This window comes from Agathobacter sp. LCP21S3_B2, assembly GCF_052118705.1.
Lineage (GTDB): Bacteria > Bacillota > Clostridia > Lachnospirales > Lachnospiraceae > Roseburia.
Genome location: NZ_JBQKGQ010000016.1, coordinates 23,756 through 37,374 on the forward strand (window position 1 = coordinate 23,756; position 13,619 = coordinate 37,374).

The window sequence follows — 13,619 nt, forward strand, 5'->3', positions numbered from 1 at the left end:
AAAATAGCAGTAAAGCGATATAACTATAGCGGAGTGTATAAAATAGCAGTAAAGCGATATGGCTATAGCGGAGTATATAAAATAGCAGTAACGCGATATGACTATAGTGTTAAAAGCCGGAAAGGTTTACGGACTAAGAAAAATGAGCAACATAGATAATATAAAAAATTACACGGTGATTGACCTGGAAATGACAGGGCTTTCAGCTAAAAATGACAAGATAATAGAGATAGGTGCGGCACGTGTGAGGGGCGGCGAGATAGTGGATACGATATCCACACTGGTAAATCCGAAGCAGCATATTCCACAACGTGTGCAGGAATTAACGGGAATTACCGACAGTGATGTGGAAAACGCGGCAGATATGGATGAGGCTGTGGATAACCTGCTTAATTTTATCGGAGATGATATCATACTCGGGCAGAATGTGACCTTTGATTACAGCTTTTTAAAGCAGTGGGCGGTAAATCACAAGCGAACCCTCTCGCTGAATGCATATGATACTCTGAAAATAGCCAGAAAATGTCTGCCTGCTGAGCAGTCGAAGAAGCTGGAGGATTTGTGTGGGTATTTTGGTGTGAGCAGGGAAAATGCCCACAGGGCGCTCGATGATGCGATAGAGACAAAGCTGATATTTGAAAAGCTGCTTGCACTGATGGATGAAAAGGGTGAGCCGGTGGAGTCAAAGCCACTTGTATACAAGGCAAAAAAACAGACACCTGCCACAGCACATCAGGTCAGACAGCTAAAGGAGCTGATGGCTGAGTATGGGATAGCAGATGTCATATCGTGGGATAACCTGACCAGAAGCCAGGCCTCAAGGCTGTACGATGAATATCGCAGTAAGTATATTAATATGTGTGTGGATGGCTCGGAATAAGTTTCAATACAATAAGATATAATACAATAGGCTATAACGAAAATAAGCTACAACAAAATAAGCTATAACGCAAATTAATTATCGGCCGGGGCGGCATCAGCCTGTAGGCTCTCAAGCATAGAAACGATTCCATCCCTTGAAAGAGAATTGAGCTGTTTTGCTTTCTGGATAAGCTCTGCAAGCCGGTCAGCTTTTGACATGCTGATGAAGGCGTTGGCTAACAGACTGTATACGTTCTTTGAATCGGCACCCTGCTCCACTGCAAAGTCGAGCAGCTCATTGGCCAGCGATTCATAGCCTGCCTCCTTAAGCCTATTGTAATAGTCCGGCAGCATTGAAACAAATTTCGTGAAATTATCATCATATTCAGACAGCTTTTTAAAATTGAGAATGCCATATTTAAGCTTTAAATCAGTGTTTGTCATTCCGGTGAGATTGACAAGGGTTTTATCCCTTAAATCATTTATTTTATCATTATTTAATGGAAAAAACTTTTCCGGTATGGTAATATAACACAGGTCAGTGGTATCTCCGCGGAGGGTTGAGTTGGCCTTACGCTCCTTTTCCCAGAACTCCTCGGTGACCTTTGCCTGGGCAGAATCAGCTCTCTTTATGGCAAAAGTAATCACTGCAATAAATAAAATGAATAAAATTAGACAAATTGGAATCATATGTTGGAAAATCCTTTCTCATATATGAAAATAGTATAACTCATTTTTGAACAGAGGTGAATAGCATGTACGATTTTAATAAAAAAAGAAATCAGAAGGTGGTTGCTATAGTGATAATAGTGGTTATAGCAGCGATGCTTGTGACAACATTTGTGTCAAGTCTTGTATAGCTTTTCTTGAAATATGGAAAAAATATGATAATATGATATAAAATGCAGTTCAGTTAAGCGATGACAGGGGCGTTTTTAACAGCCTCAGTAAAAGGAAGCGGAAATGAAGATTAATAAAAAAGCATTATTACTGGGTACAATGGCATTTGTGCTTGTGGCAGCATCAGGCATGGTAAGTGCATATGCAAGCGGTTCGTCAGGCACAAAGAAGGCAAAGGTACAGACAATTACAGAGGGTGTGTGCATTGGCAGTGTGGATGTAGGCGGTATGACAAAGGAAGAAGCAAAAAAAGCAGTTGATGCCTATGTTGACAGCATAAAGGATACATCCTTTTCATTAAAGGGCGCCAATGGTTCATTTGATGCAACCGCACAGGAAATGTCTGTTTCGGCGGACACTGATGCAGCGGCGGACGAGGCTCTTTCAGTGTGCCATGAGGGCAGCCTGATTGACAGATTTGTGGAGTCAGAGGAACTCAAAAAGGGCAATGTTGCCGTCAATATGTATCTGTCGGTTGATAAGCAAAAGACCGCAAATATGATTTATGACAAGAGCGACGAGCTCAATATAAAGGCAGTTAACAATTCGCTGCAGAGAAACGGTGACAGCTTCGATTTTGTCCCGGGACAGGAAGGCAAAGAGGTTGATGTGGTAAAATCTGTCTATGCCATAAATGATTTTTTGCAGAATAGCTGGGATGGTTCGGCGAATGAGATAGAGCTGGTCACAAATACGGTCCAGCCGAGGGGCTCAAAGGAGGAGCTCTCAAAGATTAAGGATAATCTGGGAGGCTTTTCTACAGATTTCAGCAGCTCGGCAGCAGGGCGTGCAGCCAATGTAAAGAACGCGTGCAGCCTGATAAACGGCAGTGTCATATATCCGGGTGAGCAGTTCTCGGTTTACGAGGCTATCAGCCCTATCACAACTGACAACGGCTATCAGATGGCAGGCGCATACGAGAACGGTCAGGTAGTGGACTCGGTAGGCGGAGGCGTGTGCCAGGTTGCTACCACACTCTACAATGCGGTTATAAGGGCTGAGCTTGAGATAGTGCAGCGCTACAACCATTCCATGATAGTAAACTACGTAAAGCCATCTGACGATGCGGCAATCGCAGGTACCTACAAGGATCTTAAGTTTAAAAATAATCTGGACAATCCGGTGTATATAGAGGGATATTGCAGTGGTGGAGTCATCACCTTCAATGTGTACGGAGTGGAGACGAGACCGGCAAACAGGGAAATTTCATTCAGGAGTGAGACGATTTCCGAGGAGGATCCGGTTACGCAGTTTAAGTTTGATGCAGGTCAGCCGGTTGGCTATTTCCACACTGAGCAGTCTGCGCACAAGGGACTTACAGCAAGGCTCTGGAAGACGGTTACAGTCGATGGTGCAGTGCAGAGTGATGAGGTATTCAACAACAGCAAGTACAAGTCATCACCAAAAATCCTGACGGTTGGCACAGGAGGAGCATCAGCGGAGGTTGTTGCGCAGCTTCAGGCGGCGGCAACGGCTAATGATGAGGGCTCGGTTAAATCCATTGCTGCGTCTGCGGCAGCACAGGCACAGGCGGCACAGGCACAGGCGGCACAGGCAGCACAGACTCAGACACAGGATTCGAATGCGGCAGGGCAGACACAGGGCGCGCAGACCCAGACTACAGATCCGAATGCAGCAGGGCAGACACAGGGCACGCAGACACAGCAGCCGACAGACCAGAATGCAGCAGGGCAGGCACAGGGCACCCAAACACAGCAGCCGGCGGGACAGACACAGGGAGCACAGACGTAGTAAATGCCCGCAGGTAGTTGTTTCTGATGTAGTTATTTGCAATCAATGCACCGGGCTGCAACAGTATACAAAACATATTATTATTAGGAACAGGAAAACACATGAAAAACGGTAAAATATCAGAGTCGGTTTTAAAGCGCTCTGTCTTAAAACAACTTCATACCAAAAGCGACAGAATACTTTTTAAACCGGCAGTAGGTGAGGACTGTGCGGTGATTTCCATGCAGGCAGGCGGCCAAACTAAGTTAGTTACTGCTACCCAGACGTTCACACTTGATGTATCGGATAAGCATGTGCGTGCTAACTGCGCAGTTTATGATGCATTGAACAATATTTATGCCATGGGGGCAGGTCCTATTGGGATAGAGCTGGCACTGCTTGTACCTACCACAGAAAACGAAGCCGTGCTTCGTGAGACGGTGAGAGCGATTGATGCTGTATGTGAGGAAGCAGGCATTGTGGTGCTTGGTGGGCATACACAGGTGAGCCGTGCGGTGAAGAATATAGTGGTGACAGTTACAGCAATAGGTGAGGCCTATGAGCAGGCGCTTACACCATCATCGGCAGCAGCACCGGGCATGGACGTAATAGTGACAGGCTATGTGGGGCTTGAGGGCACCGCAATTCTTGCAAATGAGAAAAGAGCCGAGCTTGAAACGAGATTTTCCAAGGCATTTATAGATAAATCAGCAGCATATATAGACCATATTTCCGCGGCAAGGGAGGCTGCATCCGCGATTGGCGCCGGTGTGGCGGCAATCCATGACGCTTCGCAGGGAGGCATCTTTGGAGCACTCTGGGATATGGCAGAGGCTTCGGGAATTGGTCTTGACATCGATTTAAAGAAGCTCCCTATCAGGCAGGATACGATTGAAATAAGTGAATTTTTTGACATAAACCCGTATAAGCTTTTGTCAGGAGGAAGTCTGATAATCATAGCTGCAGATGGTACCCGTGTGGTCAGAGAGCTTGAGAAAACAGGACAAAATGCTGTTATAGTCGGTGCCACAACCGATTCAAACGACAGAGTGCTGATTTCCGGCGAGGAGAGACGATTTTTGGAGACTGCCCAGACTGACGAGATATACAAGGTTTTCAACTAATATATTTGAATCAGGAGTTACTGGTCACACCTAACAGTGTGACCAGTAACGATTACAGCCCATTTAAAATGCCTCTACGAGGCAGGGGCTGTAATCACTCAATAATTAACACTATGGCGCATAGCTTGACAGCGTGGTGTCAAGCTTGCGTCTGAACAGTAACAATCAGGAGACTATATATCATGAGAGAAAAGATATTAACATTTATAGAGAAAAACAGCAGGATAAACCTGAAGGAGCTTGCAATCATGCTTGGTGTGGATGAGGCAAGTGTGGCAAACGAGATTGCTGCTATGGAGCAGGAGAATGTCATCTGCGGATATCACACACTGATTGACTGGGACAGGGCAGGTCTTGAGAAGGTCACAGCCATGATAGAGGTCAGAGTGACACCACAGCGCGGCATGGGCTTCGACAAGATTGCCGAGCGTATATACAACTATCCTGAGGTGAAGTCTGTATACCTTATCTCAGGCGGCTTTGACCTCATGGTCACACTCGAGGGCAAGACTCTGCGCGAGGTATCACAGTTTGTGACAGATAAGCTTTCTACACTGGATCAGGTGCTTTCGACAAAAACAAACTTTATTCTGAAGAAATACAAGGACCATGGAACTATCATGGCGGCACCTGTCAAATCCGATGAAAGGGGAATTATGTCATAATGAGAGACCCCTTATCCAGTACAATAAAGACTATCCAGCCATCGGGCATCCGTAAGTTTTTTGATATAGTGAGCGAGATGAAGGATGCGATATCGCTCGGAGTAGGTGAGCCTGATTTTGACACACCGTGGCATATCAGGGATGAGGGCATATATTCCCTTGAAAAGGGACGCACCTTCTACACCTCAAATGCCGGACTCAAGGAGTTAAAGGTTGAGATTGCAAGATATCTCGACAGAAGATACGGCATGACATATGATTACAACAAAGAGATCATGGTAACTGTCGGCGGCAGCGAGGCTATAGATATCGCACTGCGTGCTATGCTCGATCCTGGAGATGAAGTAATTATCCCGCAGCCAAGCTATGTTTCATATGTGCCATGTACTGTTCTGGCAGGAGGCACACCTGTGATTGTGGAGCTCAAGGAGGAAAATGATTTCAGGCTGACAGCCGAGGAGCTTGAGGCTGTTATCACTCCAAAGACAAAGATACTTATCATGCCTTTCCCTAATAACCCTACAGGCGCTATCATGGAAAAAGCAGACCTTGAAGCAATTATTCGGGTGGTTAAGGAGCATGATCTGTTTGTGATAAGTGACGAGATTTATTCTGAGCTTACATATGTGGATAAGCATGTATCTATAGCATCGTTTCCGGGAATGAAGGAGCGCACAGTGCTCATAAACGGTTTTTCAAAGGCTTATGCCATGACAGGCTGGAGGCTTGGATATGCATGTGCACCTGAGACCATTTTAAAGCAGATGCTAAAGATTCATCAGTTTGCAATCATGTGTGCGCCGACCACGAGCCAGTATGCGGCTGTCGAGGCTATGAAAAACGGCGATGAGGATGTTGCACAAATGAGGGAGGAATACAACGGCCGCAGACGCTATGTGCTTCATCGCTTTAAGGAGATGGGGCTTAAGTGCTTTGAGCCTTTCGGGGCCTTTTATGCATTCCCAAGCATCAAGGAGTTTGGCATGACATCCGATGAGTTTGCCACAAAGCTTCTAAACAGCAAGAAGATTGCAGTGGTTCCGGGAACTGCATTCGGAGAGTGCGGTGAGGGCTTTTTACGTATATCATATGCATATTCGCTTGATGATTTAAAGGAGGCGCTCGGCCGCATTGAGGAGTTTGTCACAGAGCTTCGCGCCGGGATGGATAATAAATAGTTTAAATTGACAGGAGACAAAATGGCAAAGCTTAACATAGTGTTACATGAGCCGGAAATTCCGGCAAATACAGGAAATATCGGAAGAACCTGCGTCGCGACAGGCACGAGGCTTCATCTTATAGAGCCGCTTGGATTCTCACTTTCAGAGAAGGCACTAAAGAGAGCCGGAATGGATTACTGGAAGGACCTCGACGTCACCACATATGTGGACTGGGAGGATTTCCTTGAGAAAAATCCGGGCGCAAAGATATATTATGCGACAACAAAGGGCAGACATGTGTACTCTGATGCTCATTTTGAGCCCGACTGCTATATTATGTTTGGAAAGGAAAGCGCAGGCATTCCGGAGGAGATACTAAAGGAGCATCCGGATGAGTGCATCAGGATACCGATGATAGGTGAGACAAGGTCACTTAATCTGTCAAATTCAGTAGCTATCGTGCTCTACGAGGCATTGAGACAGAATAATTTTGATCATATGAGGCTTGAGGGAGAGCTTCATCACATGAGCTGGGATGACTAAATCAAGCGGCAAAGCGCATATTTTTGGCAGCTATGTGGGCTTTAACAGCTATGATAATTGTAAATACGGTAGATTTTTAGGAAAAAGAAATGGGCATAATTAAAACAAGCAAATTAGTACATGAATTTATACGAAGAGACGAGGAAGGCAATGTAGAGTCAATCACTACAGCACTCGACAACGTAAACCTCGACATAAAAGAGGGACAGTTTATTGCAATCCTCGGTCATAATGGTTCAGGAAAATCAACTCTTGCAAAGCATATCAATGCACTTCTTGCGCCGAGCGACGGCACCATATGGGTGGATGGCATGGATGTGTCAAAGGAAGAAAATGTCATACCTGTCAGGAAAAGTGCAGGTATGGTTTTCCAGAATCCCGACAATCAGATTATCGCCAATGTCGTGGAGGAGGATGTGGGCTTTGGACCTGAGAATATCGGTGTGCCGACAGATGAAATCTGGCAGCGCGTGGATTATGCGCTAAGGGCTGTCGGTATGACAAAGTACCGCACACATTCACCAAACAAGCTCTCCGGAGGACAGAAGCAGCGTGTGGCAATCGCGGGAGTTGTGGCAATGGAGCCAAAATGTATAGTATTTGACGAGCCTACAGCCATGCTTGACCCAAACGGCCGCAAGGAGGTCATAGCCACAGCCCATGAGCTCAATAAGAAAAAGGGTGTGACCATCATTCTCATCACCCATTACATGGAGGAGGTGGTCGGCGCAGACCATGTCTATGTCATGGAAAAGGGCAGGGTGGTCATGGACGGCACACCGCGTGAGATTTTTTCAAGGGTGGACGAGCTGAAGGAGCACAGGCTTGATGTGCCGCAGGTGACACTGGTAGCCGATGAGCTCAAAAAGTCAGGGCTTGATATACCTGATGGAATCCTGACGAGAGAAGAGCTTGTAAATGCGCTTGTTGCGCTGAAAAACAGATAGGCGGGAGAAAATATGTCAATAATTCTAGATCACATAAACTATTGCTACAGTGCCGACTCAGCCTACAAGGTGCAGGCACTTAAGGATGTAAGCCTTGAGATAAATGATGGAGAGTTTATCGGAATAATCGGTCACACCGGTTCGGGAAAATCCACACTTATCCAGCATATGAACGGCCTTTTGAAGGCGACAAGCGGTCATATATACTACAATGGACAGGATATATATGACAATGATTATGATTTAAGCAAGCTGCGTCACAAGGTGGGGATGGTGTTCCAGTATCCGGAGCATCAGCTTTTTGAGACAACCAACTTTGAGGATGTATGCTTTGGACCGAAAAATCAGGGGCTCGATAGGAAAACAGTGGAGCTAAGAGCCTATGAGGCACTGCAGAATGTACATTTTCCGGAGGATCTCTACTATCAGCCGCCTTTTGATTTGTCCGGAGGACAAAAAAGGCGTGTAGCCATAGCTGGAGTACTTGCAATGCATCCTGATGTACTCATACTCGATGAGCCGACAGCGGGACTGGATCCTGCGGGCAGAGATGAGATACTGGGACTGCTTTTACAGATGAAAAAGGATCTGGGTATCACAATCATACTCGTATCACACAGCATGGAGGATGTTGCGGAGTATGTGGACCGCATCATTGTTATGAATTCAGGAGAGGTGATGTTTGACGGAGTGCCGAAGGAGGTATTCTCACACTACAAGGAGCTCGAGGCAGTCGGACTTGCAGCACCGCAGGTCACATATCTGATGCATGATCTGGCGGAAAAGGGTATACCGGTTGACCTTTCGGCAACGACAGTTGCGGAGGCGAGGAACTCAATACTAAAAGCCTTTAAATAGCTCACCAATGCTGACATTTTGATACAAATTATGAGGAAGGAATACAAAAATGATTCGTGATATTACCATAGGCCAGTATTATCCGGCTCAGTCGCCAATACATAAACTGGACCCAAGAGTAAAGCTTTTCGCAACACTTATATATATTATTGCGCTGTTTTCCTACAAGGGAATAGCCGGTGTGCTGTTTATAGTTGCCGCGCTTGCCGCAGTTATAAAGATTTCGAAGGTGCCCTTTAAGTTCATGGTAAAGGGACTCAAATCCATTATAATACTGCTGCTTTTTACAGCATGCTTCAGCGTGTTTTTCACACAGGGAGAGTACACAATCTGGGAGTACGGTATACTGCACATTTCTGACACCGGACTGATAAATGCAGCAACCATGATGATACGACTTGTGCTGCTCATTATAGGAACCTCACTCATGACACTCACCACCACACCAAACCAGCTCACGGACGGTCTTGAGAAATCACTGGGCTTTTTAAACAAAATACATGTTCCGGTGCATGCGATAGCCATGATGATGTCGATAGCGCTTCGTTTTATTCCAATCCTTATTGAGGAGACGGACAAAATAATGAAAGCACAGATGGCAAGAGGTGCTGATTTTGAGCATGGAAATATCATAAAAAGAGCAAAGAGTATGGTGCCTCTTTTAGTGCCGCTTTTTGTATCGGCCTTCAGGCGTGCAGATGACCTCGCAATGGCCATGGAGGCCAGATGCTACAATGGTGGAGAGGGCAGGACAAAGATGAAGCCGCTCGTATATGAAAAGAATGATAAAATAGCATATCTTTTCATATTTGCGTTTTTAGCGGTTGTGATAGTGCTTAGAATCTTTCTGCCGGTGAATCTGGGTAATCTTATTTTCAGATAGTGAAATAGATAGTGCAGCCATAACAGGAGAGATATATGCGTGTAAAAATGATTGTAGCCTACGATGGCACAAATTACTGCGGCTGGCAGATACAGCCAAACGGCATAACAATTGAGCAGGTATTAAACGAGCACCTGAGCCGCCTGTTAAAGGAGGATATAAAGGTGACAGGAGCAAGCCGCACTGATGCGGGAGTGCATTCACTTGGAAATGTGTGTATGTTTGACACCAATACCCGCATGCCGGCGGAAAAGATATCGTATGCACTGAATCAGAAGCTGCCGGAGGATATAGTGGTGGTCGATTCCTGTGAGGTAAGCGATGATTTTCATCCACGCTTCTCAAAGAGCCGTAAAACCTATGAATACCGCATATTAAATGCGAGGTTCAGAAATCCGACACGCAGGCTTGACACATATTTCTATCATTATCCGCTTGACACAGAAAAGATGAGTGAGGCTGCAAAATATCTCATAGGAGAGCATGATTTTGCAAGCTTCTGCTCGGCAAACTCACAGGCACAGACCACAGTCCGCACGATATATGACTGTACGGTGTCAAAGGCCGGTGACATCATCACAATACGTGTGACAGGAAACGGCTTTTTGTACAATATGGTGCGCATAATCGCAGGAACACTTGTGAAGATAGGTGGAAGCGATATGCCGGCCGATGCGATGAAGGGCATAATAGCCGCAACAGACAGGGCAGCAGCAGGTCCTACTGCCCCGGCACATGGGCTTACAATGATAGGACTCAAGTACGAGTAACAGCTTTAGATTTTTAATATTGTATTAAGATTTTTGGAATATCCGTTTTTAGCTTCAATAATAGGCTATAATGTCGTTACTGTTAATACACGGTACGGTAAAAAGAAGCTTGGAGATGAAGACGGTTATGAGATTTACAAAAGTAAAAGAGAAAATTATAAAAAACAAACCCATAAACAGCACAGACGAAGGAAAAGGCAGACACCGTAAGGTAATCCGTATAGGAGCGTTTGCCCTGGTATTTGTCGTGCTGTTTTCGTTTGTCTCGACATTTTTTAAGATGACGGATGCTGTCAATATTGCGACTATAGAGGGCTTTTATAAGGAGCCGAAGAACACAATTGATGTGATGATGATAGGAGCCAGCGAGGTATACGCTGATTACAGTGCCACCGAGGCCTGGAAGAATTATGGATACACATCATACTCGCTTGGGGTATCAGGGGTGCCCGGCAGCCTGTACAAATCAATGCTCAGAGAAGCTCTCACCAGACAGCATCCGAAGGTTGTGGTTTTTGAAGTGAATGGCTTTTTACAAAATGACAGCTATTACGACAGGACGGTAAAGCTGCATAGCTGGATAGACAATATCCACAATAAGGAAAACAGGTTTGATACAATACAAGAGATTGTGCCAAAGGATGAGCAGGACAACTTTACAAATCCTTTAAAGCTGCATCATAGCAACTGGAAGGATATAGGCAAGTGTGCACACACCTTTGCCACAAGAGTTGGAATGTATTTTGCAAAAACATCATGCATGAAGGGATTTTCATCTATTGCAAAATATTCCGATTGTCCATCAGACAAGCAGAAAAAGCTCTACTTTACCGACAAGAGCAGAGCGTATATGACTGATCTGCTTGAGTATTGTAAAGCACAGGGGGTGGAAAAGGTGCTTTTTGCGAGGTTCCCTCATGAGAAGAAGGTAAAAAATCCGCAGGTGCTTTGCGACGTGAAGGAGCTGGTGGAGTCTTATGGCTATGATTTTGCGAGCTTTGAAGGCGATAAGGAACTTATCGGAATCAATGAGAGGGATGATTTCTACAATTCAGAGCACCTGAATATAAATGGAAGCTGCAAATTCACTGCATATATGGGAAAATATCTGTCTGATAATTACAGGCTTAATGCAGACCACTCATCGGAGATTCAGAGTGCATGGGGCGAGTGCGCAAGGCGCGCTGACAAGGTGATAAGTGCCTGCGCAAAGGATACGGATCTGAGTCTGGGCAATCATTATTTTGAGATGTCCGTTTATCTGCCTTATAATTTTTCGTCAAGCCTTGCGACAAATAAGGTAGCAGATACGAACAACGATGCAAAGCCTGCAAAGGAGTTAAAGACCCCGGTAAAAAAATAGCATGATAGTGTATGGACTTTAAAATAAATACTGGCTGTTAATTAAAGTATGTATGGCAGTATTACTTTAGAAAATAGATTTGGAGTAAATAAAATGGAACTCATTTCATTAAAATATGCGATATTTGTAATAGCATTGCTTGTACTATATTATTGCTTTCCGAAGAAATGCCGCTGGTATGTGCTTCTGGCAGGAAGCATGGCATACTATGTGATTATATGTAAGTGGTATGTACTTTTTATCATTTTCACAATATGCACCACCTATGGCTCAACAATATGGATTGACAAGCTGCTAAAGGAGCAGAATGCCATCGTAAAAAGCCATAAGGAGGACTGGGACAGGCAGACCAGAAAGGAATACAAGGAAAAGGGCAGAAAAAAGAGAGTGGCAGTCATGCTTTTTGCGCTGCTTTGCAATTTCGGCATATTGGCATTCCTTAAATATATACCATATGCGGGGGAACTTGGACTTTTGCTTCCACTTGGCATATCCTTCTACACCTTCCAGTCCATGGGCTATGTGATGGATGTATACAGGGAAATTGTCGAGCCTGAAAAGAATTTCCTTAAGGTAGCGCTGTTTGTATCATTTTTCCCTCAGATAATACAGGGACCGATTGCGATATATGATAAGCTTGCTGGACAGCTTTACGAGGGACATTCCCTGAGACTTGAAAATCTGCAAAAGGGTGCGCTCCTGGTGCTCTGGGGAGTCATGAAAAAGCTTGTGATAGCAGACCGCGCGGTAAATATCATCAATTTTGTAATGGATAAGCCGATGGATTTTTCGGGTACTTATGTATTTTTGGCGGCAGTAGTGTATGCGCTGCAGCTTTATGCGGATTTCTCGGGAGGAATCGATATAGTGCGCGGTATTGCGGAGATGTTTGGCATAACGATGTCAACAAACTTCAATCATCCGTATTTTTCGCGCTCGCTCACTGAGTATTGGCACCGCTGGCATATGACTCTTGGAGATTGGTGCAGAAACTATATCTTCTACCCGCTTTCAATCTCAAAGCGTTTCCTGAACTTTGGAAAATGGCTAAAGCCGAGATTTGGTGCGCATATCAGTAAGGTGCTGCCGGGCTGCATCGCGAGTGTCATCACATTTATCGTCATCGGAGTATGGCACGGTGCCAATATGAAATACCTGTATTTCGGACTCTGGAACGGCATTGTCATCATGCTTGCAGAGCTTTTTGCTCCGGTAAACAAAAAGGTGGTAGGCGGCTTTTTTAAGCTGACCGGCCTAAGGGAAAAGGGCATATTTGCAACGATTGTATCAGTGCTTTGGACCTTTATGCTCATACTGGTAGGCTACTATTTTGACATAGCGGCAAATGCGTCGACAGCATTTCATATGCTTTTTAAATCAGTCACGGATTTCCATATCAGCGAGCTTGGAATAAATAACATCATTTTGAATCTCGGAGCATGCGGACTGGACGAGTACGATATACTTTTACTTATAATATGTACGCTACTGTGGTTCTTTATCAGCTTCGTTGAGGAAAATAAAAAGCTCGACATGCGCGATTTCATACTTTCAAGAAAGCTGCCGCTTCGCTGGGCGATAATATACCTTGGCATCTTTATAGTAATAATATTCGGTTACTATGGACCGGGAGTGAATCCGGCTGATTTTGTATATATGCAGTTTTAAAATAAAAGTTTAAAGAAAAAGTATAAACATAAAGAATAAACTTAAAGAAAAAGTTTCAAGAAATAGCTTAAAGAAATAGCTTAAAGAAAAAGCCGAAAATAAGGGTGAAAAACACTTGACAACAGTCGGTTACGCAAGTATAATAT

General features: G+C 44.7%; 13 protein-coding genes. 12 read left to right on the forward strand and 1 reads right to left on the reverse strand.

What is annotated here, in order from left to right:
* Positions 1-97: 97 nt before the first annotated feature.
* Positions 98-880: a 3'-5' exonuclease gene (locus ACTQ1L_RS11485; RefSeq protein ID WP_441367261.1), complete on the forward strand. Its 783-nt coding sequence runs from the start codon at positions 98-100 to the stop codon at positions 878-880.
* A gap of 74 nt (positions 881-954) precedes the next feature.
* On the opposite strand, the gene ACTQ1L_RS11490 is transcribed toward ACTQ1L_RS11485, so the two are convergent.
* The gene (locus tag ACTQ1L_RS11490) at positions 955-1,551 is read right to left on the reverse strand and encodes a hypothetical protein (RefSeq protein ID WP_441367263.1); all 597 of its coding nucleotides are present in this window, start codon (positions 1,549-1,551) and stop codon (positions 955-957) included.
* 273 nt (positions 1,552-1,824) lie between these two features.
* Between ACTQ1L_RS11490 and ACTQ1L_RS11495 the strand changes: the two genes are divergently transcribed.
* The 11 genes from ACTQ1L_RS11495 to ACTQ1L_RS11545 all read left to right on the forward strand — a co-directional run bounded on the left by ACTQ1L_RS11495 (position 1,825) and on the right by ACTQ1L_RS11545 (position 13,473).
* Positions 1,825-3,513 carry a VanW family protein gene (locus tag ACTQ1L_RS11495; RefSeq protein ID WP_441367265.1) on the forward strand — a complete coding sequence of 563 codons (1,689 nt, stop codon included), beginning with the start codon at positions 1,825-1,827 and terminating at the stop codon, positions 3,511-3,513.
* Between the two features lie 101 nt (positions 3,514-3,614).
* A complete protein-coding gene (locus tag ACTQ1L_RS11500) occupies positions 3,615-4,616 on the forward strand; it encodes an AIR synthase related protein (RefSeq protein WP_441367267.1) in 1,002 nt (333 codons plus the stop codon).
* A gap of 182 nt (positions 4,617-4,798) precedes the next feature.
* Positions 4,799-5,281, forward strand: a complete 483-nt coding sequence (locus ACTQ1L_RS11505) for an Lrp/AsnC family transcriptional regulator (RefSeq protein ID WP_321110355.1) — start codon at positions 4,799-4,801, stop codon at positions 5,279-5,281.
* The gene (locus ACTQ1L_RS11510) at positions 5,281-6,459 is read left to right on the forward strand and encodes an aminotransferase class I/II-fold pyridoxal phosphate-dependent enzyme (protein ID WP_441367268.1); all 1,179 of its coding nucleotides are present in this window, start codon (positions 5,281-5,283) and stop codon (positions 6,457-6,459) included. Before ACTQ1L_RS11505 ends, ACTQ1L_RS11510 begins: the two co-directional genes overlap by 1 nt.
* Before the next feature lie 21 nt (positions 6,460-6,480).
* Positions 6,481-6,984: a tRNA (cytidine(34)-2'-O)-methyltransferase gene (locus ACTQ1L_RS11515; protein WP_441367270.1), complete on the forward strand. Its 504-nt coding sequence runs from the start codon at positions 6,481-6,483 to the stop codon at positions 6,982-6,984.
* Between the two features lie 89 nt (positions 6,985-7,073).
* The gene (locus ACTQ1L_RS11520) at positions 7,074-7,931 is read left to right on the forward strand and encodes an energy-coupling factor transporter ATPase (protein ID WP_441367271.1); all 858 of its coding nucleotides are present in this window, start codon (positions 7,074-7,076) and stop codon (positions 7,929-7,931) included.
* A 12-nt stretch (positions 7,932-7,943) separates the two neighbouring features.
* Complete coding sequence (locus tag ACTQ1L_RS11525) at positions 7,944-8,789, forward strand: energy-coupling factor transporter ATPase (protein ID WP_441367272.1); 846 nt, start codon at positions 7,944-7,946, stop codon at positions 8,787-8,789.
* Positions 8,790-8,838: 49 nt separating this feature from the next.
* Positions 8,839-9,672 (forward strand): energy-coupling factor transporter transmembrane component T family protein, encoded by an 834-nt coding sequence (locus tag ACTQ1L_RS11530; protein WP_441367273.1) that lies wholly within the window; start codon positions 8,839-8,841, stop codon positions 9,670-9,672.
* A gap of 35 nt (positions 9,673-9,707) precedes the next feature.
* Positions 9,708-10,442 carry a tRNA pseudouridine(38-40) synthase TruA gene (gene truA / locus ACTQ1L_RS11535; RefSeq protein ID WP_022292868.1) on the forward strand — a complete coding sequence of 245 codons (735 nt, stop codon included), beginning with the start codon at positions 9,708-9,710 and terminating at the stop codon, positions 10,440-10,442.
* Positions 10,443-10,569: 127 nt separating this feature from the next.
* On the forward strand, positions 10,570-11,805 hold the full coding sequence (locus tag ACTQ1L_RS11540) for a hypothetical protein (protein ID WP_441367275.1): 1,236 nt from the start codon (positions 10,570-10,572) through the stop codon (positions 11,803-11,805).
* A 93-nt stretch (positions 11,806-11,898) separates the two neighbouring features.
* The gene (locus tag ACTQ1L_RS11545) at positions 11,899-13,473 is read left to right on the forward strand and encodes an MBOAT family O-acyltransferase (protein WP_441367277.1); all 1,575 of its coding nucleotides are present in this window, start codon (positions 11,899-11,901) and stop codon (positions 13,471-13,473) included.
* The last annotated feature ends 146 nt before the right edge of the window (positions 13,474-13,619 follow it).

Coding starts and splice junctions, on each gene's coding strand:
- ACTQ1L_RS11530 (WP_441367273.1), top strand. CDS start 8,839: ATGATTCGTGATATTACCATAGGCCAGTATTATCCGGCTCAGTCGCCA.
- ACTQ1L_RS11540 (WP_441367275.1), top strand. CDS start 10,570: ATGAGATTTACAAAAGTAAAAGAGAAAATTATAAAAAACAAACCCATA.
- truA (WP_022292868.1), top strand. CDS start 9,708: ATGCGTGTAAAAATGATTGTAGCCTACGATGGCACAAATTACTGCGGC.
- ACTQ1L_RS11525 (WP_441367272.1), top strand. CDS start 7,944: ATGTCAATAATTCTAGATCACATAAACTATTGCTACAGTGCCGACTCA.
- ACTQ1L_RS11490 (WP_441367263.1), bottom strand. CDS start 1,551: ATGATTCCAATTTGTCTAATTTTATTCATTTTATTTATTGCAGTGATT.
- ACTQ1L_RS11500 (WP_441367267.1), top strand. CDS start 3,615: ATGAAAAACGGTAAAATATCAGAGTCGGTTTTAAAGCGCTCTGTCTTA.
- ACTQ1L_RS11520 (WP_441367271.1), top strand. CDS start 7,074: ATGGGCATAATTAAAACAAGCAAATTAGTACATGAATTTATACGAAGA.
- ACTQ1L_RS11505 (WP_321110355.1), top strand. CDS start 4,799: ATGAGAGAAAAGATATTAACATTTATAGAGAAAAACAGCAGGATAAAC.
- ACTQ1L_RS11515 (WP_441367270.1), top strand. CDS start 6,481: ATGGCAAAGCTTAACATAGTGTTACATGAGCCGGAAATTCCGGCAAAT.
- ACTQ1L_RS11510 (WP_441367268.1), top strand. CDS start 5,281: ATGAGAGACCCCTTATCCAGTACAATAAAGACTATCCAGCCATCGGGC.
- ACTQ1L_RS11485 (WP_441367261.1), top strand. CDS start 98: ATGACTATAGTGTTAAAAGCCGGAAAGGTTTACGGACTAAGAAAAATG.
- ACTQ1L_RS11495 (WP_441367265.1), top strand. CDS start 1,825: ATGAAGATTAATAAAAAAGCATTATTACTGGGTACAATGGCATTTGTG.
- ACTQ1L_RS11545 (WP_441367277.1), top strand. CDS start 11,899: ATGGAACTCATTTCATTAAAATATGCGATATTTGTAATAGCATTGCTT.